Source organism: Hymenobacter glacialis (assembly GCF_001816165.1).
In the GTDB taxonomy this organism is placed as follows: Bacteria; Bacteroidota; Bacteroidia; order Cytophagales; family Hymenobacteraceae; genus Hymenobacter; species Hymenobacter glacialis.
Map to the genome: position 1 here is coordinate 1 of NZ_MDZC01000073.1, position 22980 is coordinate 22980.

A 22980-nucleotide genomic window follows, 5' to 3' on the forward strand; every position below is an offset into this window, starting at 1 on the left:
CAGTCAATCAAGTCGGTGAAGCGGATGCGGTAAATCTTAGCCTCGTTGAATTCGCTGCCAAACTTCTCGTAGAGAGCCATGGCAATGTCTTCGTGGTCGCCCAGTGCATGGGCGGCTCAAAGTGGTTCATTTTAATAAAATTATGAGTTTTTGAATTATGAGTTATGAGTTGAATATGTAGTCGTAGGTAGTTGCGAGAACAACTCATAACTCATAATTCAAAACTCATAATTAAGAAACTAGTGCCCCAGGAAATGCTGCGGCGGCACGGTTACTACCAGCTGCATGTCGGCTTCTACCACGCACTGGCAGGCGAGGCGGGAGTTGATGCGCGGGTTCTCGGCGCGGTCAATGAAGTCTTCTTCCTTGTCGCTGATTTCGGGCAGGTCGTCGCCGCCCGAGTTGATGTAGACGTGGCAGGTGCTGCAACCGCACACGCCGCCGCAGTTGTGCTGCAGCTGGATGCCGTTGTTGAGGGCCACGTCGAGGACCGACTCGCCGGGAGCCGCCACATGGGTCTGGGCCGGCTGGCCGTCGCTGAGTTGGAAGGTGATGGTAGTGGCGGAAACAGACAAAACGAGATACGAAAAAGCGAAAAAAACACGGCGTTTGCCGCCGCAAAGGTACTCCGCCCGGCCCGGGCATCAAAGTTGGGCCTGAATGCTGGCGGTGAGCTGCTCATATAGCGCCTGCCACGCCGGATACCGGGCCAGCGCCGCCTGGTGAGCGGCCAGCGTGGGGGCGTCGCGCCGGGCGGCCGGCCCCGTTTGCACCGCAAAGGGCGGACTGGCCAGGGCCTTATCTACCGTTTCGCGCACCAGCGGGGCCAGCAGCTCGGCCGGCAGGTTGGCTTCGGCCAGCAGGGCATCAGCAATGCCCAACAGGTGGTTGGTGAAATTGTTGGCAAACACTGCGGCCACGTGCAGCTTGAGCCGCTGGGCCGAGTCGAGCAGCCGCACGTGCTGGCTGAGGCTGTGGGCCAGACCCAGCAGCAGGGCTTCCCCGGCGGCATCGGCGGCTTCTATGCAAAGCGGCACCGCCGGCCAATCGATGGCGCGGCCGGGGCTGAAGGTCTGGAGCGGGTAAAAAACGCCGCCGCGCACCGTGGGCTGCACGTCAAATACAGACAGGGGCAGGGCGCCGGCCAGGTGCGCCACCACTGCATCGAGGGGCCAGGTGGTGCGGGCCAGCAGCGGGGCCACGGCGGCATCGGGCACGGCCAGCAGGTACACGTCGGCAGCGGGCAACGGGGCCGATAAGCTGGCCAGGGCCCGCGCGCCGGGCAGCTGCGCGGCCAGGGTTTTGGCCGCTGGCGCGGTGCGGTTCCACACAAAAACCACTTCGTGGCCGGCTGTGGCCAACGCCGGGCCGAGCTGGCTGGCCACGCGGCCCGCGCCGAGTATCCCAACGCGAAGTGAAATGGTTGCGGAAAGCTGCATGAAGACGGGAAAATTACGGCGCGGTACTGGCCGAATGACCGTGGGGACTGCCAACTCTGGGAATACGCTCCTGCACGGCGTAAAAAAGGCCGCTTCACTGATTGAAGCGGCCTTTGAAACCAAGTACAGGTGGCTAGCTTACCGACTGTGGGCGTTCTGCCCGCACCAAGGCCGGAGCGTCGGCTACCGCTGGAGAGCCGCCCTTGCGTCCACGCTGCCACACGCTCAGCCCAAAGCCGAAGGTCATGAGCAGCGTACCGCTCCAGAGCAGGTTGATGAAGGGCTTTTCCATGGCTTTCAGAATGACATAGTCTTTCTGGGTGGTGCTCACGGCGAAGGTGAACTTGCCGGCCGTGGGGTCAATATTGGTGAGGCTCAGGCGGACACCGAGGTCGTCTACTTCGTCGGGCACGCGGCCCACCAGGCGGTTGCGCACCACAAACACGGGGTGCACGTGGTACTGGCGCTTCTCGCCGTGCACTATCATGTCGGCCTGCAGGGCGAGGTCGCCTTTCTGCAGGTTGAGGCCGGCGGTTTCGTGGGCCGGCTCAATGGCGCGGAACACAGCAAAGTAGTCGTTGAGGAAAATGGTGTCGCCCACGGCCAGCACGTGGTCCTTTTCCTCGCTCCACTGCTTCTCCTTGCGGGGGTCGAGCACGGAGCTCACGTGCGAGTAAATGTCATGGGTCAAGAACTGCTTGACGGCGGGCGAGGCCAGCAGGCCGCCTTCGCCCATCTCGTCGTTTACCTGCGCCCGGGGGTAGAGGGAAAACTCTTTGCCCGTTTCCCGCTCCTTGTAACTGATGCGGTAGTAGGTGTTTTCGGGCAGGATTTCTACGGTGTCACCGGTCTTGTAATAGGTTTTGCCGCCAGCCACGATGGGTGCCCGGGCCAGCGCCTTGTACTCGTCGTCGGTACGGAAGAGGAACTGCTTATCCACGTAGCCGGGCACGCCGGGCACGTCGAAAAACTGACCGGTGTAGGTGAGGTCGTAGCCCTGCATCTTGGTGGTTTCGTTGCGCCACAGCAGCACGTTGTCGCGGTTCAGCGACTCGTCAAACTCGCGCGAGTAGAGCAGGCCCGATACGTTGCGTGAAATAATGTTGGAATAGCCCGAGGAGGCCAGAATGCCCAGCAGCATCAGCGCAATGCCCAGGTGGGCTACCGCTCCGCCCGACAGCCGCACCCCCCGCCGCAGCAAGGTGAAGATGGTGCCGAAGTTGGCCAGCACCCCAAACAGGCCCGCCAGCGTGAGCACGATGTAGGCCGGCGTAATGGTGAGACCATTATAGCGCACCAGCAGCACCACCAGCGCCGTGCCCAGCAGCGTGAGCAGCGTGGGCGCGGTGAGGGAGTTCACCAGCGTGGTTTTGTCGTTGCGCTGCCACCACATGATTTGGGCCAGGCCCGAAAGCAGGGCCACAAACACGCCCATCCAGAGCTGAGCCTTGGAATAGTGGGCAATCTGGTCGGCGGGCAGGGCCACGTTGGTTTTAATGCCCAGCAAGCCCATAAAGGAGTTGTAAACCGGAATACTGGTAGTGAACAGCACCTGGAAAGCGCCCAGACACAGCACCGTGGCACCCACAAATACCCACAGTTCGGGGTTGTAAAGGGTTAGCTCTTTCTCGGAAATTGGAATTTCTTTCCAGCGGTACACCAGCAGGGCAATGGCCAGCACCGAGAACACGGCCATGTAAATAAACAGCTGCCCCGACAGGCCCAAATCCGTGAATGAGTGCACCGAGGCGTTGCCCAGCACCCCGCTCCGGGTAAGGAAGGTGGCGTAGAGAATCAGCACGAAGGTGGCGATTACGAGCGCAAACGAGGTGCGCAGGCCGGTGCGGCGCTTCTGCCACAACACCATGCCGTGTAGCGAAGCCACCAGCACCAACCAGGGAATGTACACGGCATTCTCCACCGGGTCCCAGTTCCAGTAGCCGCCGAAGTTCAGGGTTTCGTAGGCCCAGTAGGCGCCCATTACCACGCCAATGCCCAGCACGCCGCCGCCAATGAGCGTCCAGGGCAACGCCGGTTTTACCCAAGCCGTCAGCTCGCGCTTCCAGAGGCCGGCAATGGCGAAGGCGAAGGGCACCAGCGTGAGCGCAAAGCCCAGGAACAGCGTGGGTGGGTGAATCACCATCCAGTAGTTCTGCAGCAGGGCGTTGAGGCCGGTGCCGTCTTTGGGAACGAAGTCGGGGTTCAGCTTGAACACCGGCAGGTCGGTCAGGAAGTCGCGCAGCAGAATAAACGGCGACGAGCCAATCTTGACATCGCCGAGCACGATGCCGAGAATCATGCTCACCAAAAACAGCTGCACGCCGCTGAAAATGGCCATCACCGGAGCCTCCCACTTGCGGTTGAAGCGCATGATGAACAGGCCCAGCACCACGTGCCAGAATATCCAAAGTAGGAAACTGCCCTCCTGGCCTTCCCAGAAACAGGAAATCATATACTCCACCGGCAGGTGGTTGGAGCTGTGGCTCCAGGCGTAATAGTATTCGTAGCGGTGGGCCTGAATGATGTTGAACAAGCACCCGATGACGGTGAACACAGCCAGGCCGTGCACAAAGAAAGCACCACGTGCCACGCGCAGCCAGGAGGTGTCATCGTTGCCCAGCGCCCGGCCCCGCGTGGCCTGGAAGTAGCTGTAGGCAGCCACCAATGCCGCCGCAAACGCCACGATGACGCTTAAATGGCCAATATTTCCAATCAATAGGTTCATAAGCAACAAGTAAATCAGGCAGGCAGCGCCACAGCCGAGCCGGGGCGTAATACTTCGTAACGGTTCAAAATTCTGGGGTGGAAGCTGGCGGGCAGCAGTGCCCAATCGTGCACGTCCACAAAAATAGGCAGGTTGCTCTCCGTCAGGGCTTCGCGTAGTTGGCTGAGCACGCCGGCCGGGATTTCCTGCAGGTCAGCTCCGCGCAGCACCAGGTCCAGGTCGCTGCCATCGTGCGCGTTGCCGTTCACGCGGCTGCCGTAGGCCCACACGGCCACAGCTGGGGGCAGGTGCCTGGCCAGCATTTCTTCTAGCATCGCTACGTAGCGGGGATTAAGGTCGAGCATGATTAATACAGCGGTTTACCGTGAAGCAGTTCCGCTAAATCCTTGGCATCCACAGCAAATTGTGGCAAAAGCTTGATGGTTTTTTCTGCAAATCCCACACCGTAGTCGTGCGCCGTCGTATTGCGATTGTCCCGGTACAGAAGCCAGCGCTCCCCGGTAGTAGTATCAAGTAGTCCGTGCTGGACCGCCGCTCGGAAAATATCTTTGTACACCAGTAATTCTGTGTGTCGGGGAGTGGCATAGTAAGGACGAAGTGCCTTTTTGAGCAGCTTGCCAGCTTGTTCTATAATGATTTCAAACTCCTTTACACAAGCCGAGCGGTACAACTCGTAAGCAACCGAATCGGGCGAAGTTTCCTGCAGCAGCACCAAGCCCTGTTCAAGGGCCAGGGCACAGCGGGTAAGCAGTGAAGTATCGAGTGCAGTCATTGAAGAGGCAAATTTACCGCAGCGGCGATTGGGGCGGCAGCACTAATAACAACTTGTTGGTGAAAAAGTAGCCGTGAGACAGATGACAGAAGATTTCAATGGCAGGCCTTTCTATTTCTGCCCTCCTGCCACACGTGTGCCGATAGGGGGAAGGTTAGTGAGCTGCCGGAACAACAACACCCGCCCATCGGCAGGGTTGCTGCTGATTACTGAAAAATGGGGTTTGATGGGGTAGCTGGCGGGGGGCACATGTACTGGCGCGGTGCTGCTATCGGACCGGGGGAGCCACTTATTGCAGCTTCAGTGGTGGGCGGATTTCAGTGTTATCGTTGGCCGTCTGCGCCGGAATGGAGGAGGCGAAAGCTGCCAGCGGTAATTGAGAAAGCGTGCCGCGCCAGCGGCGAACGGTGGTTTCCTTTTTCTTTAATGCTTACCAGCAGCTGGGCTACCAACAGCTACTTCACCGAAGCCGTGGCCCCGTCCAGGTCCTTCTTCACGTATTTGCTGGGGCACTTCAGCAGGATTTTATCGGCCATGAATACCTTGCCGCGCATGTTGCCGGTAATCACCACCTGCTCGGAGGCATCGAAATCCTGGGGCTTGGGGTTGTTGTACACCACACGCTGCGCCACCTGTAGCGTATCTACCAGCGTAAAGGCGAAGTAGTTGGGGTCCGTCATGGGGTCGTACTCCAGGTCGATGGGGCGCTGCTGGCCATCGCGCAGGAGCTTGCCCACCACGTGAACTTTGGTGGCGTTGCCCTCGGCAGCCCGCTGCCGGGCCTCGCCAAAGCCCACGTACACGCTGGCATCGGCCGTGGTGCTGAGGATGATAGCGGCGGCCACCGCAATAATGGCCATGACGAAAAGGTGCGACTTCTTCATGTAACTAAGTTAATAAAAGTTAGCGGATTACCGGTGCGCGGCGGTGAGATTCGTGATAACCCAACAGCGCGGGCGGGGGGCAGGTGCCCGACTACTTGTTTATTTCGCGTTCTAATTTGCTCACCTTCCGGTCGAGGGTGATGAGGTAGAGCAGCAGGCCGGCCACAATGAGGCCCACCACGGCCGCCACCACGTATATTTTGCCGTTGGCCCGCAAGGCATCGGCCATTTCGGGGGCCTCGGCCGACTGCGCCAGAGCCGTGGTCGCGGATAGCAGCATCAACAGGAAAAAGCCAGCCAGACGCTGGAAGTAGCTAGTTTTCATCTTGTTTAGATTGCAGGAAAGCAAAGCGGCTGCTAACCTGGGTGAGCCAGAAGGCAAATAAAATCCAGCCGATGACGACCGGATAAAACAGCTTGCGCATGGTATCGTCGAGGTCATACTGGCTGAAGCCGGGGTTGCCGGTTTGGCCGGGGTGCAGCGACGGACCACTCAGGCGCGGCAGAATAAAGAGCAGCGGAATGACGGCCGCAAACGCGAAGATGTTGTAGATGGCCGACACGCGGGCCCGCTGCTGGTCGTCGCGGAAGGAGCCGCGCAGCACCAGGTAAGCGCCGTAGATGAGCATAGCCACGGCCGCGCCATTCAGGCGCGGGTCGGGCGTCCACCACGCGCCCCAGGTGAACTTGGCCCACAGGCTGCCCGTGGCCAGTCCCAGCATACCCAGCACGATGCCGGTTTTGGCCGACTCGTGGGCCAGAATATCGAGCCGGGCCGAAGGATTGCGCAGGTATTGAATGGAGTACCACACCGACACCAGGAGCACCATTATCATGGAAAACCACATGGGCACGTGGAAAAACAGGTTCCGAATGCTTTCGTTCACGATGGGCAGGGGCGGCACATTGATGAGCAGACCGGCCGCCGAGCCACCCACCAGCAGCAGCACCGTCAGGCCTTTCCAGAACAGGCCCGGGCCGCGCTGCTCAATGAGGCGCTGGCCGCCCCACACGCCCGCCACGGTGAAAACCAACCCCAGCACACTGCCAATAATTTTTGCACTCGTCATATCGAAAAGCTACGCACAAGGAGCCACGGGCTACCCGCGCCACAGGTAAGGAAACAATACATAAGATAATGCGCCCACCAGCATGTTCAGCGCCAGCAGCGTGAGCAGGGACTGGTGGCTCACGCTACGGTCCAGTCCGTCCAGGGCGTTTTTGCTCACCTTAATGAGCAGCAGCAGCATGGGCACCATCACGGGGAAGCCGAGCACGGCCATGAGGGTAGCACCGTTGCCACCGGCCTTGGCCGCTATGCCCGACACCAGCGTGAGCGTGGTGGCAAAGCCCACGGCGCCCAGCAGCAGATTGGCCACAAACAGCGGCGCATCCTGAATGGGATTGCCGAGGAAAACGGTGTAAAGGAACAAGCCCAGTAGTGCCACCGCCATCAGCAGCAGCGCGTTGTAGAGCATCTTGGCCAGGATAATGGCCTGGGGCCGTACCAGCGTGTAGTAGTAGAGGCGCTGGCCGGGGCTTTCCTGCATAAAGCCCTTCGCCACGGCATTGATGGCCGCAAACAGCAGAATGACCCACAGCAGCGCGTTCCAGGCCGGAGCCGGGGGCTGGCCGCCGCGCAGGCTAAAGCTTAGAAAACACACAAACACCGTGCTGCCCACGTAGAGCAGCAACCCGCCCAGCGCCGACTTCTGCCGCCATTCGAGGCGGAAGTCTTTGGCTAGTAGCGTAGTGATTTCACGGAGCAGCGGCACGGGCAGGGGTTCGGTTTCGGGCCGCAAAGATACGCCCGAACCCCGCCAAGCAGCCACGAAAAAAGAACGTCATGCTGAGCTTGCCGAAGCATCTCTACCGCGCAAGCAATTCGTTTACTGCTGCAGTAGGGATGCTTCGATTTCGCTCAGCATGACGTTCTCTTGGTTTTTCTCTGCTCCCTAGAAATCGTAACCCAGGGTGAAATAGAACTTCGGGCCCTTGGTTTCGAAGTTCTGCTCGCCCCAGGCCACATCCACCTTGCCGTAGAAACCCAGCAGCGTGGTGCGCGCCCCCACGCCGTAGCCCACCAGCAGGGGGTTGCGGAAGTTGATGACCGTGGCCGAGAAAAAGCCCCCTGCCGGTACTCTCTGCTCGGGGTTGTCTTCGGACAATGGCGTGGAGCCGCGGTAGGCCGTGCCGGCATCCACGAAGCCGGTGAGCTGCAGGTTGCGGAAGAAGCCGGAATAGATGGGCTTGCGGGCGAAATACTGCACAATGGGAACGCGCAGCTCGCTATTCAGCAGCACGTAGCGCGAGCCGCTGCGGGCGCCGTAGTCGAAGCCGCGCAGGTTGGTAACAAACTCCTGGTTGAAAACCTGGTCGGGCGCGGTGTAATCGGTCAGGAAGCGGCTGCCTTCGTAACCGGCGTTCAGCCAGTCGTCCATGCCGCCGATGCGGAATACCTGCTGGCGCCTCCCAAAAAACTGACCGTAGCTGGCCCGGTTGGCCCATACTATCGAGCGGGCTAGTTTCTGGTAGTGCCGGAAATCCAGCACCAGTTTGCTGAAGCTGAGGGACTTGTCGTCCAAGCTGTTCTGGCTCTGCAAGCTGGCTTTCAGGCGGGTGCCCGACACCATATTCACGCCGGTAACCACACTATTGTCGAACACCAACTCGCCGCTGGAGCCGATGTAGTTATAGTTGGCATCGTCTTCCGTCGACACATCGCCCAGCCGGGTGCGCGAAATATTGACGTAGCGCGGCCCGCCGCGCACGCTCAGGTTGTGAGTGAGCGGGTAGGCAATGGTGGGCGCTACTTCGTGGCGGCCGTAACGGTAGCGCCCGCCGTTGATGTCGAAGAAGTAGGCCTGCTTCTGGTAGCCCACGCCCCAGTCGTAGCGGTTGGTCAGGTTGGTGTAGGACGCCCGGATGTTGCTGGTGCGCAAGTCAAACAAGCCAAACAAGCTGGCATCAATGCGCTGGTTTTCGAGCACGTCGGTGAGGGCAGCTTTAAACTGCAGGCCCAGGCCCAGCAGCGGGTCCACGTAAACGGCGGTCGACACGTTGTCGGCCATGAAGCGCGTGTCGTACCGAAACGGCCCCGAGATGCTCGCCGCCGCGGTAGGGGTTGCGGTTTTGGTGTCGGCAGCGGCCGTGCGGCGCCGCTTGGCAGGAGCCGCCTGCACAGGCTCGTCTTCCTCAAACTGGTAGTCGCTGGTATTTACCGTGCCGGTGGCCCTGGTGGAAGCTGGCACCGTGCGCGTGGAGTCGGAGGGAGGCATGGCTGCGGCAGTTCGGGCCACAGTGTCGGAGACTGTCACGGCCACAGGCACCGCGGCCGGGACTGGCTTGGGGGCCGCCGCCTTTGGTGGCGCCGAACGGTTTTCCAGGGTCTGCTGGCGGGCTGTTTTGGTGAGGGGCAGCGGCGTGGTCAGCGGGAAGGTGGGGTACACATACAGGATGTCGCGGGCCTGGGCCGGCGCCACAAACACCAGCGCCGAGGTTTGGGCGCTGTAGTCGAAGTCCTGCGTGTTGGGCAGCCAGTTGGTGAGCAGGGTGCGCTCTTTGGTTTTGAGCGAGTAGCGGTACAGGGCCCGCACGCCGCTCTCCTCGCCCAGGTACAGAATTTCATCGTCGGAAATGGCGCGGGGCCGCGTCTCGTTCGAAATGGTGCTCACCAGCGTTTCCACCGGAATGGCCCGTCCGTCGAGGTGGTACACAAACAGGTCGTAGTTGTTCACCACGTTCTGGAACGTGGCGGGGCGTGCCCGGCCAGTAGAATCGAGGTAGCGGTTGGAGCTGAACACCAGGCCCTGGCCGCTGGGCAGGAACACCGGCTGCACGTCGTCGAACAAGTCGCTGGTGAGCTGCTCGGCCTTGCGGCTGCCTGCCCGTAGCAGGTAAATGTCGTTCTGACCGTCGCGCACGGCACTAAACACCAAGGACTTGCCATCGGGTGAATAGCTCATGCTCAGAATCTGGTCGTAGTTCTCAAACAGCGAAGCCGGCCGCGAAAATCGAATGGCTTCGCGGGCCCGTTGCACCAGGCCCCGCCCATCGGCATCGCGCAGGCGCAGCACCATTTCGCCGCGGCTCATTTCGGCCACTGCCACTTGGGAGTTGCCGCGCCAGGCCAGCACGGGCAAGCGGGTTTCTACCTGCTGGTCGGGTGTTTTGTGACCGCCGCGGCTCAGGATGCGGCGGCGCGAGCCGTCGCGGTTCATCACCATCACGCGGTAGCGGCCCTGCTCGTTCTGGGCATAAGCCACCATTTGGCCGTTGGGGCTCATCACTGGCTGCGAAAACACGTCGGAATGGCGGTTGCGGCCACTCTGACGAAATTTCTTGTCCGGCTCGACCAGCGTGGCCACGGGCTGGCCGTTGAGGTCGCGGTAGTAGGTCAGCCAGTCTTTCAGGAATACCTTATAGGGTACGTTCAGGGAGGAGCTGATGCCCACTTCGACGTCGCGGGTAATGCGCGTAAGGTTGAGGATGTTCTGGATGGTGGTGTAGCCGTAGCGCTCGGCCACGTAGTTCCAGATGCTCTGGCCGGCCAGCGTGGGGCTGCGCAAAAAGAACGGCGCGGTGCGGGCTCCGGTGGGGTGCTGCTTGCTCATGTCGCGCATGTAGCCGTCCATGTCCACGCTCCAGCCCTCGGCGGCATAGGCCGAGGCGCCGCCAATAAACCAGTCGGGCAGCTGCAGCAGGTAGCTGCTCTGCAGCACTTCCTTCAGCGAGCCGCCGTACATCATATCGTTCAGCAGCACCTCGGTAATCTGGGTACTCAACTCGCGCTTGAACTCAGTTTCCTGGCCGGCGAAGGCAATTTGCACCTTGCTCATGCGGGCCAGCGGGGTTTCGCCGCCGTTTATCTGCTGCTGGGTGGCCGTGAGGCCGATGTTGCTTTGCCGCAGGTCGCCCACCGAGTTGTAGAACAGCAGGGTGGTCTTAGAGTAGGGGTAGTAGCCAATCAGCGCCGTGATGCGCTGCAGCTCCTTCTCCGCGTACTCGGCGGCCCGGCGCGCGCTACCCTGGCCGCCCTCGTAGTACATCACATTAAAGTTCTGGGTGCTGAGCTGCTGCCAGTCGAACTGCTTGTACTGAATGCGCACCCGCCCAAAAGGCTCCTGGGCGGTTTGGGCGCGCGCCGTGGGGGAGAGCAGGAACGGCATCAGCAACGCCAGAGCTCCCAGCGTGCGCTTCGCGAATAATGAAATGGTCATAGTAGTGCCAACGAGCAAAGACGAAAATTAGTCCTCCGAAACGCTTGAATTTTTGCAATTCCCGTGCAAAAAATAAATCAGCCGGAACGGTATCCGGAGAGTACTGAAATAAAGGCGTTTAGAACGGAATTGTTACAGCCTGAGATTCAAGCTGGCAAATAGGGAACGGCACTAGCGGCAGCGTATAGATAACACTCAAATTACGTTGGCCGGCTGCAAGGCGTTGTAGCGCTGCAAGCTGGCATCGGGCCACATTTCGCCGTGCCCTTCCAGGCAGTCGGCCAGGAGGGATGCCAGCCGGGGGGCCAGCATCACGCCCTTGGACCCGTAGCCCCCGCAAAAGCTTAGGCACGGCACGGTGGGGTGCGGCCCCACCAGCGGCCGCCGGTCGCGCACGGCCGGCCGCACGCCGGCCTGCTGGTCCACCACGGCAAAGGGCAGGTCGGTGAGCACCGCCAGCCGCGCCGCCAGCTCTTCGCGCCCCACTGCCGTGGGGCCCTCGGTAAATGGCGGCCACCGGTACGTAGCGCCCACCCGAAACCGCTCGGCTTCCACCGGCACCACGTAGGCCCCCCGGTTGAGGACCTGCGCCGTGCTCAGGCCCGCGCACGTCACATCCAGCACCTCGCCCTTGTTAGGGGTGAGGGGCAGCCAGCTAAAATACGGGTTGTGCGCGGCCACCGCGCCTTCGCAGCACACCACGTGGCGGGCCCGCACCTGCCCGGCATAAACTGCCCCGGTGGTGGCCGTAGCGAGCCGCGTCCAGTCAAAAGTTTCGCGCCGCAGCCAGCCGTCGCGGGTGCCTTCGGCGGCCAGCGCGGCCAGCAGCTGGCGCACGGCCACGTGGCCCCCGCCGCGCAGCCACGCCCCTCCAAACGGCGCGTGTACGCCCGCCAAATCGGGGTCGGCGGTGGCGAGGCCGGCCATAAACCCCTCCCAGGGATGGTCGGCGCTACGGGCCAGTATCGCGTTCTGCTCTTCAAGCGATGAGAAAAGCTTGAAGATGGGAGTCTCGGTGAAAAAAGCTTGGCCGTAGCGCTGCCCCAGCTCCCGGTAAAACGCGGTGGCAAACGGTAGCAGTTCGGCCGCACGCCACGTCAGGGCGAAGCGCTTGCCAGCCACGGGGTTCATGAGGCCCGCCGCCACATTGGAGGCCGAGTTGTGCTGGCCGGGGTCGTACACCAGCACGCGGTGGCCCCGCTCGCGCAGCACATACGCCAGCGTGGCGCCCGCTATGCCGTGGCCCACCACCAGGAAATCACAGTCTGTCATGAGTGGCAAGGTAGAATAAGAAATGGTGAGATTTGAGGTTTCAATGTTGAGTGACCAGTAGAAACGGCTTTTGGAACAGGAATGAGAAGAACCAGCGGTAAAAATTTATACGACCGGTTGACTTTCCACTCAACATTCACGCCTTAAAACTCAACACTCCCTTTGTGCCGTACTTTGCCGTACTGCTCCCACACGCTGCTTTACTATGACTGTCGCCGGATTTACCTTCAACGCCTTCTCCGAAAATACTTACCTGCTGATTGACGAGGCCACCCGGCAGTGCGCCATTGTGGACCCCGGCTGCTACTCGCCCGCCGAGCAGCAGTCGCTGCGCGAATACATCGAATCTAACAACCTGCAGGTTAAGCTACTGTTGAATACCCATGCCCACATCGACCACGTGCTGGGCAACCAGTTTGTGCTCAATACGTGGCCGGGCACGCCGTTCCTGCTGCACCCCTTGGACCTGGCCACGCTGCGGGCCGTGCCCACGTACGCCGGCAGCTACGGCTTCCCGCAGTACCAGCCCGCCGAGCCCACCGGGGAGCTGGTGGCCGGCCAGCCCGTGCACATCGGCGAGACTGCGCTGGAGGTGCGCTTTGCGCCGGGCCACGCGCCGGGCCACGTGGTGTTCTACCACCAGCCCACGGCAACCGTTATTGGCGGCGACGTGCTGTTTCAGCGCAGCATTGGGCGCACCGACCTGCCCGGCGGCAACCACGCCACGCTCCTGCGCAGCATCGAAACCGAATTGATGACCCTGCCCGATGCCACGGTGGTATACCCCGGCCACGGCCCGGCCACTACCATTGGGGAGGAGCGCCGCAGCAACCCCTTCCTGAACTAAGTTGCGGCAGGCCCGATTTTAGTAATTTTGAGTGGTAATGAGGTAAAAAACCGGCACCTGCGTACAGCATACCACGCCCGTACCTTCGTTAACTCATTCTTTCCTTCTCCTTTGAAAAAACACCTGCCCAACGCCGTTACCTGCCTCAACCTCTTGTGCGGCTGCCTGGCGCTGACCAATATTTTTGCCGGGAAGCTGGAGATTGGCGCCTATTTCGTGGCCGTGGCCGCCGTTGCTGACTTTCTGGATGGCTTGGTGGCCAGGGCGTTGCGCGTATCTTCCGCCATTGGCAAAGACCTGGATTCGCTGGCCGACATGGTATCGTTTGGGGTGGTGCCGGGCGCCATTTTCTTTGAGCTGCTGACGCGCAGCGTGAAGTCCGGTGGCCTGCCGGAATGGGTGCCCTACGTTGGCTTCCTGGTGAGCATATTCTCGGCCCTGCGCCTGGCCAAATTCAACAACGACACCCGGCAGACTACCTCCTTTATTGGCCTGCCTACTCCGGCCTGTACGCTGGTAGTAGCTTCGCTGCCGCTCATTCTGGCCTACGACCAGTTCGGCCTGTCGGACTTTATTCTCAACCCGTGGCTGCTGCTGGGTCTCACGGTGCTGCTGTCGGGCTTGTTGGTGGCGGAGCTGCCTTTGTTTGCTTTGAAATTCAAGAATCTGCGCTGGGCCGATAACCGGCGCCGGTTTATGTTTTTGCTGCTGGCCGTAGGGTTGGTGCTGGTGCTGAAAGCTGCCGCCGTGCCGCTGGTGGTGCTGCTCTACGTGCTGCTATCGGTGCCAAAAACCGCTGCCCGCTAAATTCTCGGTCTCAACAGCTACAATAATTACATTATTTGGTTGTTGAGAAGCCAGGACGGGTGAACCGGATGCTTTCCGGTACTGTTGCCCGACCACCAGCTACCAAGCCTGCTGACAATAATATACTTGCGTATGCGTCCTCTTTTTCTCTTCGTTGCTCTTGCGGGATTGATATGGGGGGGCATTGCACCGGTGCGGGCCCAATCGGGTGGTGCGGCCACGGCGCATGGCGTTATCCGGTGGGGCGGCTACGCCGAGGTGCCCACTTTGGGCGCGCGCAAGCAAAAAGTGCCCACCTTCAACGAAGCCCATCAGGCCCTGGACGACCAGGTGGGCTGGTTTAGCACGCGCCTGACTGGCTCCGTGACCCAGGGCGAACTGGTGAATCTGGTGTACGAGGCCTTCCCGGCGGCCGATGCCAAGCTGTTCGACGTGAGCAAACTGCCGGCCGGTCCGGAGCCTCAGCTGCGCACTGGCATAGAGATGAAGCAGGCCGTGACGCACCTGAGCCTGCGCCCCGTGCGCCGCAACCCTCAAACCGGCCAGCCCGAGCGCCTCGTCTCCTTTGATTACAATTACACGCCCGGCGCCAGCGCGGCCCGTGGCACCGCCGCCCGCACCTATGCCCCGCGCTCGGTGCTGGCCACCGGCGAGTGGTACAAGATGGGCGTGGCCGAAAGCGGCATCTACAAGCTCGACAAAGAGGCGCTGACCCGCATCCTGAAACGGCCCAACTTGGACGGGGTGAACCCCAACAACCTGCACGTGTACGGCAACGCCATGGGCATTTTGCCCCAGGCCAATGCCGTGCCGCGCCCCGACGACCTGGTGGAGAACAACCTGCTGCTGGTGGGCAGCAACGGCGACAATGTATTCAACGACAACGAATACCTGCTGTTTTACTCGCCCGGTGCCCACACCTGGGAAGCCAAGGGCGGTTTGTTTCAGCACCGCAACAACATCTACACCGACACCACCTTTTACTTCGTGACGGTGAACAACACGGTGGGCCGGCGGGTGCCCACGGCAGCCGCCGTGCCGGCCACGCCCACCACGGCAGCAGTTACCTCCTTCAACTACCGCGACTTTTACGAGCACGACCTGGTAAACCTGATGCACACGGCGTCGACGCTGAGCGGGTCGGGCCGCAACTGGGTGGGGGAGAAGTTTGGGCTGAACACATCGCGGGATTTTACCTTTGGCAACATTCCCGACCTGGTGCCCGGGGCGCCTATTCGGGTAACTTCTTCGGTGGTAGCCATATCTGCGGCTCCCAGCTCTTTTCAGCTTACGCTCAACGGGGCGCCCTTGGGAAGCCAGGGCCTGGAAAGCCGGCCGCTCTACGAGTTTGGCGCCATTGGCACGGTGAGCATTGCCACCCGGCAGCTGGCCCCGGCCAACCCGGGCACCGACCTGAAGGTGGGCCTGACCTACGCGAGCAGCGACGGCCAGGCCAGTGGCTACCTCGACTATCTGGAAATTAACGCCCTGCGGCAGCTGCGGCTGAGCAGTGCGCAGCTGGAGTTTCGCTCCCTGGCCAACATTGCCCCGCTGGCCCGCAACCGCTACGAGCTGGCCAACGCGACCGGCGCGGTGGTGTGGGACGTGACCAACCCGCGCCTGCCCGTAGCCCGGCCCCTGGCCCTGAGCGGCAGCACCGGCAGCTTTGTGGCAACGGCCGATACCCTGCGCGAGTACGTGGCCTTTTTGCCGAACGGCAACTTCAACAAGCCCCGCGAATTTGGCAAGGTAGAAAACCAGGACCTGCACGCCCTCAACGGCAACACCAGCGCGCTGCTGGACCTGGTGATTGTGACGCACCCCATTTTTAAGGCGCAGGCGCTGCGGCTGGCCAACCACCGCATCAGCCACGACAACCTGCGGGTGGCCGTGGTGACCACCACGGAAGTGTACAACGAATACGCCTCGGGCGGGCAGGACGTGACGGCCATCCGCGACCTGATGAAACAGCTGTATGAGCGGGCCCCGGCCGGCCGGCAGCTGCAGTTGCTGCTATTCGGCGACGCCTCCTTCGACTACAAGTCGGACCCTTTCAACAACAAGGATTTTCAGCCGGCGTGGTGGAAAGACCGGACGCCGTTCCGGACGGACCCCGACTTCAATGCCCTGAACCAGAACTACGTGCCCACTTACGAGTCGCGCGAGTCGCTGGCGCCTTTCTATGGCGGCGCATACGGGCAAGCCAGCTACTCCTCAGACGATTACTATGCTCTGCTCGACGACAACGAGGGCGAGTGGGACGAGCTTCGGCCCGGCACCGAGCTGCTTGACATTGGCGTGGGCCGCCTGCCGGTGCGGGCGCCCAAGGGCCAGCGCACCAACGCCGACCAGGCCAGAGTGGTGGTAGATAAAATCATTAGCTACGACAGCGCGCCGGCCCTGGGCAAGTGGCGCAACCGCATTACGCTGGTGTCGGACGACGGCAACGGCGACTTGTTTGTGGGTCAGGGCTCGGAGTTGATTTCCCAGAGCCTGCAGGCCAGCTCCCCGGTGTATAATTTGCATAAGGTGTACCTGGATTTGTACCCGCAGCTGGTGGTGGCCGCCGGGCAGCGCTCTCCCGAGGCGAGCCGGGCCATCGACCAATCCGTGGAGCAGGGCTCCTTGATAGTGAACTACCTGGGCCACGGCGGCCCCAAGGGCTGGACCGATGAGCAAGTGCTGACCAATGAGTCGGTGATGGCGCTGCGCAACCCCAATAACTTCACGTTCTTCACCACCGGCACCTGCGATTTCAGCACCTACGACAACCCGGATTTTACCTCGGCGGGCGAGCAGTCGCTCACCGACAACCCCACCGGGGGCGCCGTTGGCTTGTTTACCACCACCCGCGTGGTAGATGCGGGCCTGAATGCCGGCCTGAACCAGTCGTACTTCAACCGCGTGCTGCGGCCCGTGAACGGCAAGATGCCCAACATGGGCACCATCATCATGCTGAGCAAGAACGACTACCCCGGCGCCGGGCAGCCGGGCATCATCAACAACCGCAACTACGTGCTGCTGGCCGACCCCAGCATGACCCTGGCCTACCCCAAGCAAACCGTGGTGCTGGACAGCGTGAACGAGCGGGTGGCCGGCAAATGGCAGCCCGCCCCCGCGCTGCAGGCCCTGGCCCGCGTGCGCCTCAAAGGCCGCCTGCTAAACAACGGTGCCGCCAACTCCACCTTCAACGGCCGGGCGCAGGTCACCATCTACGACAAGCCCACCACGGTGATGACCTTGGGCAACGAGGCCAATGGCCAGACTGGCTCCGCCGACGCTCCGCGGCCGGTGTCCATTCAGGAAAACGTCATTTACGGCGGGCAGGCCGAGGTGAAGAACGGCGAGTTCAACCTCACGTTTGTGGTGCCCAAAGACATTAACTACAACGCCGGCCTGGGCAAAATCAGCCTGTATGCCTTCGATGGCACTACCCGCATTGACGCGCAGGGCTACCAGCTGAAGGCAGTGGGCGGGGCCGCGGCCAATGTGCCGCAGGACACCATTCCGCCGCTCATCAGCTTGTTTATGGACAACGAGTCGTTTGCGTTTGGTGGCCTTACCGGGCAGGAAACCACCCTGCTGGCGAAGCTCAGCGACGACAGCGGCATCAACACGACGGGCACGGGCATCGGGCACGATATCACGCTGGTGCTGGACAACGACCCCACCAAGCTCATCGTGCTCAACGACAGCTACGTGGCCAGCGTGGGCGACTTCCGCTCGGGCCGCGTAGACAACCTGTTTAAGGACTTGGCCACGGGCCCGCATTCGTTGCGCCTCAAGGCCTGGGACACGTATAACAACTCGGCTGAGCGGGAACTGGAGTTCATTGTGGCCAAAAACGAGAAGCTGGCCCTCGACCACGTTTTGAACTACCCCAATCCGTTTGCTAACTCTACTACGTTCTTCTTTGACCACAACCAGGCGGGCGGCGAAGTAGACAACCTGGACGTACAAGTACAGATTTTCACCATCGCCGGTCATTTGGTCCGTACCCTCATCGCAACTGTTTCCAGCACCGAGCCCCATCAGCGAAGCATTACCTGGAACGGCCGCGATGAATTTAACGACCAACTGGCCCGTGGCGTATACGTCTATCGCCTCAGCGTGCGTTCTCAGCTGAAGGGCACCACGGCCTCGAAGTACGAAAAACTCGTCATCCTCAATTAATCCGCTTTTATTTGCGTCCGGGCCGCACCTGGCTCACTTTCTCTCTCCTATGCACGCACAATTTTCTCGTTCGCGTCTGGCCATGCTGGGCGGTTTGCTGGCCTTCGCGGCCACGGCCCAGGCCCAAAACCAGAATCAAGCCACCATCACCACGGCGGTGCCCATCCTTACGCTCGCCCCCGATGCCCGCTCGTCGGCGCTGGGCGATGCGGGCGTGGCCACCTCGCCCGATGCCAACGCGTCGTACTTCAACCCGGGCAAGCTGGGCTTTGTGCCCTATAAGTACTCGGTGGCGGCGTCGTACTCGCCGTGGCTGCGCAACATCACCGACGACATGAGCATTTCCTACTTGTCGGGCTACGGCAAGGTGGGGCAGCGCTCGGCCATCGGGGCCTCGTTGATGTACTTCGACCTGGGCACCATTGACTACCGTACCCCCAACAACCTGCCTTTTGGTAGCTTCAGCCCCAAGGAATACGCCTTCGCGCTTTCCTACGGCCAGGCCCTGACCGATAATTTCGGGGTGGGCGTATCGGCCCGCTACATCCGCTCCAACCTGGTGGGGGCTATCAACGGCAACGACGCCCAACCCGGCAACGCCGCGGCCGTTGACCTGGGCGCGTACTACAACAAGGACCTGAGCGTGGGCACCGGCCTCTACAACCTGGCCCTGGGCGCTTCCATCACCAACATCGGTAACAAGATTACCTACACCGACCCCAACAACCCCAGCTTCCTGCCCACCACGCTGAAACTGGGTACCGCCATTACGCGCGAGATTGACCAGTTCAACAAAATCACCCTCGTGTTCGACGCCAGCAAGCTGTTGGTGCCCTCGCCGTACTACGAGGAAGGCGTGCCGGCCAATGACCCCAGGGTGGTGGCCGAAAACCGGAGCCGCAACGACCAACCGCTGGTGAAGGCCCTGTTTACCTCCTTCGGCGATGCCCCCGGCGGCTTCAAAGAAGAGCTGCGCGAAATCAACCTCTCTACCGGCCTCGAGTACAACTACAACGACCTGCTGTATGCGCGCGGCGGCTATTTCTACGAAGCTCCCGACAAAGGCGACCGCCAGTACGTGAGCCTGGGCCTGGGCGTGCGCTACCAGGTGTTCGGCATCGACGGCACCTACCTGGTGCCCACCGGCGATGGCTCCAAGAACAACCCCCTGGCCCAGACCATCCGGGTTTCGCTGCACTTCAACCTCAACAAGCTAGCCGACGCGTTTAACGAGAACGGGGCCGGCGGTACCAGCGGCGCACCCTCTAACTAAGCTGTGCTGAGTTGATGCGGTAGCGCATCGAGTACAGAACGTCATGCTGAGCGCAGCCGAAGCATCTTTACCGTGCAAGTAATCAATTTTACTATTGCGGTAGAGATGCTCGGCTGCGCTCAGCATGACGTTCTGCTTTTTCATTTCCTTCCTGACCAACTCCTTTTTTCTAAATGCTCGACCGTACCGTCGCTCCCCCTGTTCAGCCGCTGGCCCGTGTCACCTTGCCCGCGGCCACTGTGCTTTCGCTTCCCAGCGGCGCCCGCCTGCACGTGCTGGCCAATGCCGCCCAGCCCGTGGTGCGTCTGCAGGTGGTGCTCCGGGCCGGCAAAGTAGCCGAGTCCCAGCCGGGCGTGGCTTCCATCACGGCGCGGATGCTGCTGGAGGGTACCACCACCCGCACCGCCCGCCAGATAGCCGATGAAGTGGCCTTCTACGGCGCCTCGCTGGAGTGTGATTCGGGTTTCGACCGCTCCACGCTCACGCTGTACTGCCTCACCCGGTACCTGCCCACGCTGCTGCCCCTGGTGGCCGATGTGTTGGCCAATCCGGCTTTTCCCGAAGCGGAGCTGGAGCAGCTCAAAACCCGCACCATCCAGAACGTGCGCGTGGAGCGCCAGAAAACCAGCTACCTGGCCTCGGAGCGGTTCAATGAGCTGCTGTTTGGGTCCGATACGCCCTACGGCCGGCCCTTCGACAGCGAGGCCTACCAGGCCGTGACCAGTGCCGACGCCCGGGCGTTTCACCAAGCGGCGTACACGCTCGACAACGCCGAAGTGTTTTTGTGTGGCGACGTGGCCGCCGAGCAGGAACTGGTAGCTGCCACCTTCAGCACCCCCGCCGCATCGACGGCGGGCGCAGCTCCCACAGCTGCACTGCCCACCCCGGTGGCCATTGAAGCCACCGCGGGTGCCCCAGACCACCTGGCCGTGGCCGGGAGCCTGCAGGCGTCGGTGCGCATGGGCCGCGGCTGGCCGGGCCTCACGCACCCCGATACCCACCGCCTGCGGCTGCTGGTGAACGTGTTTGGCGGCTATTTTGGCTCGCGCCTCATGCGCAACATCCGCGAAGACAAGGGCCTGACCTATGGCATCTACGCCAGCGTGGCTCCGCGTGAGTACGGCACCACGCTCGTTATCGGCACCGATGTGAAAGGGGAAAGCGGGGACTTCGCCGTGAGCGAGATTGAAATGGAAATGCGCCGCTTGCAGGAGGAGCTGATTCCGGCCGAGGAGCTGGAAGCGGTGAAGAACTACATACTGGGCAAGTTCGCCAACGAACTGTCCACGGTGTTTGAGCAGTGCGACAAGTACAAGAACCTGATTTTTATGGGCCTGCCCGCCCAGTACTATACCGACTTCGTGCAGCAAACCGAAGCCACCGATGCGGAAACCCTCCGCGAACTGGCCCGTCAGTACTTGTCCCCAGAGCAGCTGCAAGTCGTGATTGCCGGCCCGGTCCCAATGCCAACACCAAGGGCTTAAACTACCAAACACACGCGAAACGGATGGCCAGTGACTGGCCCCACCGCATAAAAAAGACGCCTGGAATTTCCAGGCGTCTTTTTTGTGTCAGCAGTTTGAGGATTACCGCACGATGTTAATCCGCTGGTTTTCCACCTTGCCGTTGGAGATGAGGCGGCAGAAGTACACGCCATCGGCCAGCAGCTCACGGTTGAAGGGTACGTAGTACTCCTGGCCGCTTTGCACTTCGGCGTTGTAAAGCGTCGAGACGAGTCGGCCAAGCTGGTCGTAGAGGTACACCTGAGCCTTGCCGCCCTTCTCCGTGTGGAAGTGGATGGTGGCATTTACTGCCATGGGGTTGGGGTATACCTCGAGGAGGTTGTTGGCAACCTTAGATGTGCTGGTGGTAGTCGCAGCCAGCACACTACGGGCAGAAGCGCCAGTCACCTCTTGAGTTATCGTTGTAGTGCTTGAAGCAAACTTAACATCTCCCGAGTAAACCACTGTAATGGTGTGGGTACCCAAAGAAAGCGCCGATGTGGTGAAGGTGACACTACCAGCAGGAGTAGTGGTGGTAGCAGTGGTATTCAAAGGCATATTGCCCAGAACCGTGTTTCCCTCCAGGAATGAAACGGTACCCGTTGGGGTTCCCGTAGTCTGGCTGGCTACCTTGGCTGTGAAAGTTACTACACTGCCTAAAGTCGATGTGTTATTAGTCGAAGACGAAACGACCGATGTGGTCGTGATGGCCTTCGTGCCGGAGTTATAGCTGCCGCCGCGAACCACCAAGTTCCCTTTGGCTAACACGTCTTCCTTCGTGATTGACCCGGACCAGTCGCTGGCGAAGAGCAGGCCTCCATCTTTATGCCAAACTGTGATGCTAATTCCGTCGCTGGTGCCCGGCTCGCCTTTATCGGTCATGGTTACCTGCAGCGAGGCGTTGCCCTCAACTGATTCTGAGGTCCCGGTCGTGATATCCTGAATGTTGGCTTGCCCATTAAAGGTTGCCTTTGCATCAGGAGAGGAGGCAGTTGCTGCTTGCACGGCAAGAGACGACATCACGTTGCCTTTAATTTGGTAGACGTGTACAACCGGCACTAGAACACCTGGAGCACCAGTGGGGTCTTGGTCCATTTTAGTGCGCCGAATGATGGTGTTGATGTTTCCTTGCAGGTTAGTGCCAGACTTGTTGTACTTGATATTGAAACCAAAGTTGGCCTTGCTTCCCCCATCTGCAGCGTACTTTCCTGCTGATGCCGTCATTCCGGATTGCGCTCCGGATTGTATAGTCGGTATCACAATGTAACCACCACCTGTTACGAAGCTATCCAAGGGCTTAGATACGGTGATAACTGTGTTAGCCTCACTACCAGTGTAGGAGTAGTTACCGTTGACGACGGTCTTTACCGTAAACTGTTTGGAGTCAGCACTACCAATGTCAGCAGTCCAGTTGAACGTTGCAGTTCCATTCTTCAAGTCGTTAGAATTGAAATTGACAAGGCCCACAGGTAAATACTGGGTAGTCTCCCCATTCGAGTATTTGCTTGTTTCTACAATGTAGAAACCCACGGTTGCCGTTCTGATGTCCCCGGCAGAACCCAGTATCATATCCTGCACCGTTGCGCTAAGCGTTACGGTTGCCTTAGATGAATTGATTGCGCTCGTAGAGGAATATACGGCTCCGGTGTACGTCACTTTCACGGAATTATTCGGAGTGATGGTGGCCGTGGTCATGGCGCTCGTGTTGGCCGTGTAGTTGCCGGCGTCATCGCCGCTGATGCTGATGACATTTACTGAAACAACTTTGTTTGTTTCAGCATCAGCATTAGCAAAAGTAGCCGTGGTATAGGCCGTGGTCAGCACGTCGCCGCTCACGCGGTTGTCGGACAAGTTCACCGTGGCGGTAGTTAGGCCGTCGTACACCTTGTTGATACCCGTAGCGGCTACCACCAGTGCGCGAGCCGTGATGTAGGAGGCCGCGTTGGTGGCCGAGGCGTTAACGTTGGCCAGCGAGTAGTTGCCGGCGTCCACGTTGGTGGTGGCGTTCGGGGCGTTGATGGCCACCGTGGCCGTCACCGTCTTGCCCGTGCCCACGCGCTTGGTGTC

General features: G+C 60.7%; 17 protein-coding genes. 5 read left to right on the plus strand and 12 right to left on the minus strand.

Annotated elements, in window-relative coordinates; genetic code table 11:
• Positions 1-239: 239 nt before the first annotated feature.
• The 11 genes from BEN48_RS11660 to BEN48_RS11710 all read right to left on the minus strand — a co-directional run bounded on the left by BEN48_RS11660 (position 240) and on the right by BEN48_RS11710 (position 12311).
• Complete coding sequence (locus BEN48_RS11660) at positions 240-575, minus strand: 2Fe-2S iron-sulfur cluster-binding protein (RefSeq protein WP_070735085.1); 336 nt, start codon at positions 573-575, stop codon at positions 240-242.
• Between the two features lie 69 nt (positions 576-644).
• Positions 645-1439, minus strand: a complete 795-nt coding sequence (locus BEN48_RS11665) for a Rossmann-like and DUF2520 domain-containing protein (protein ID WP_070735087.1) — start codon at positions 1437-1439, stop codon at positions 645-647.
• A 133-nt stretch (positions 1440-1572) separates the two neighbouring features.
• Positions 1573-4164, minus strand: coding sequence for a cytochrome c biogenesis protein CcsA (gene ccsA / locus BEN48_RS11670; protein ID WP_070735090.1), 2592 nt, complete (start codon positions 4162-4164; stop codon positions 1573-1575).
• Between the two features lie 14 nt (positions 4165-4178).
• Positions 4179-4508 carry a nucleotidyltransferase family protein gene (locus BEN48_RS11675; protein WP_070735092.1) on the minus strand — a complete coding sequence of 110 codons (330 nt, stop codon included), beginning with the start codon at positions 4506-4508 and terminating at the stop codon, positions 4179-4181.
• 2 nt (positions 4509-4510) lie between these two features.
• The gene (locus BEN48_RS11680) at positions 4511-4936 is read right to left on the minus strand and encodes a nucleotidyltransferase substrate binding protein (protein WP_070735093.1); all 426 of its coding nucleotides are present in this window, start codon (positions 4934-4936) and stop codon (positions 4511-4513) included.
• Between the two features lie 455 nt (positions 4937-5391).
• Positions 5392-5820 carry a cytochrome c maturation protein CcmE domain-containing protein gene (locus BEN48_RS11685; RefSeq protein WP_035559234.1) on the minus strand — a complete coding sequence of 143 codons (429 nt, stop codon included), beginning with the start codon at positions 5818-5820 and terminating at the stop codon, positions 5392-5394.
• 91 nt (positions 5821-5911) lie between these two features.
• Positions 5912-6145 (minus strand): CcmD family protein, encoded by a 234-nt coding sequence (locus BEN48_RS11690; protein WP_070735095.1) that lies wholly within the window; start codon positions 6143-6145, stop codon positions 5912-5914.
• Entirely contained in the window at positions 6135-6890 is a 756-nt protein-coding gene (ccsA, locus tag BEN48_RS11695; RefSeq protein WP_083321010.1) for a cytochrome c biogenesis protein CcsA, read from the minus strand. Before ccsA (BEN48_RS11695) ends, BEN48_RS11690 begins: the two co-directional genes overlap by 11 nt.
• A 30-nt stretch (positions 6891-6920) precedes the next feature.
• On the minus strand, positions 6921-7622 hold the full coding sequence (locus tag BEN48_RS11700) for a heme exporter protein CcmB (RefSeq protein WP_241502258.1): 702 nt from the start codon (positions 7620-7622) through the stop codon (positions 6921-6923).
• A 153-nt stretch (positions 7623-7775) separates the two neighbouring features.
• Positions 7776-11039, minus strand: a complete 3264-nt coding sequence (locus BEN48_RS11705) for a PD40 domain-containing protein (protein ID WP_083321011.1) — start codon at positions 11037-11039, stop codon at positions 7776-7778.
• Positions 11040-11234: 195 nt separating this feature from the next.
• Entirely contained in the window at positions 11235-12311 is a 1077-nt protein-coding gene (locus BEN48_RS11710) for an NAD(P)/FAD-dependent oxidoreductase (protein ID WP_070735097.1), read from the minus strand.
• A 205-nt stretch (positions 12312-12516) separates the two neighbouring features.
• Here BEN48_RS11710 and BEN48_RS11715 point away from each other — a divergent pair, with 205 nt between their 5' ends.
• The 5 genes from BEN48_RS11715 (at position 12517) to BEN48_RS11735 (ending at position 20895) form a co-directional block, all read left to right on the plus strand.
• A complete protein-coding gene (locus tag BEN48_RS11715; RefSeq protein ID WP_070735099.1) occupies positions 12517-13158 on the plus strand; it encodes an MBL fold metallo-hydrolase in 642 nt (213 codons plus the stop codon).
• Between the two features lie 111 nt (positions 13159-13269).
• Positions 13270-13965, plus strand: a complete 696-nt coding sequence (locus BEN48_RS11720; protein WP_070735101.1) for a CDP-alcohol phosphatidyltransferase family protein — start codon at positions 13270-13272, stop codon at positions 13963-13965.
• 132 nt (positions 13966-14097) lie between these two features.
• On the plus strand, positions 14098-18138 hold the full coding sequence (gene porU / locus BEN48_RS11725; protein ID WP_083321012.1) for a type IX secretion system sortase PorU: 4041 nt from the start codon (positions 14098-14100) through the stop codon (positions 18136-18138).
• Positions 18139-18187: 49 nt separating this feature from the next.
• Positions 18188-19411 carry a type IX secretion system outer membrane channel protein PorV gene (porV, locus tag BEN48_RS11730; RefSeq protein ID WP_070735105.1) on the plus strand — a complete coding sequence of 408 codons (1224 nt, stop codon included), beginning with the start codon at positions 18188-18190 and terminating at the stop codon, positions 19409-19411.
• A 173-nt stretch (positions 19412-19584) separates the two neighbouring features.
• Positions 19585-20895, plus strand: coding sequence for a M16 family metallopeptidase (locus BEN48_RS11735; protein ID WP_070735108.1), 1311 nt, complete (start codon positions 19585-19587; stop codon positions 20893-20895).
• A gap of 102 nt (positions 20896-20997) precedes the next feature.
• Here the strand turns inward: BEN48_RS11735 and BEN48_RS11740 are convergent.
• The coding region (locus BEN48_RS11740; RefSeq protein ID WP_125932603.1) for an Ig-like domain repeat protein at positions 20998-22980 on the minus strand (1983 nt) is incomplete at its 5' end.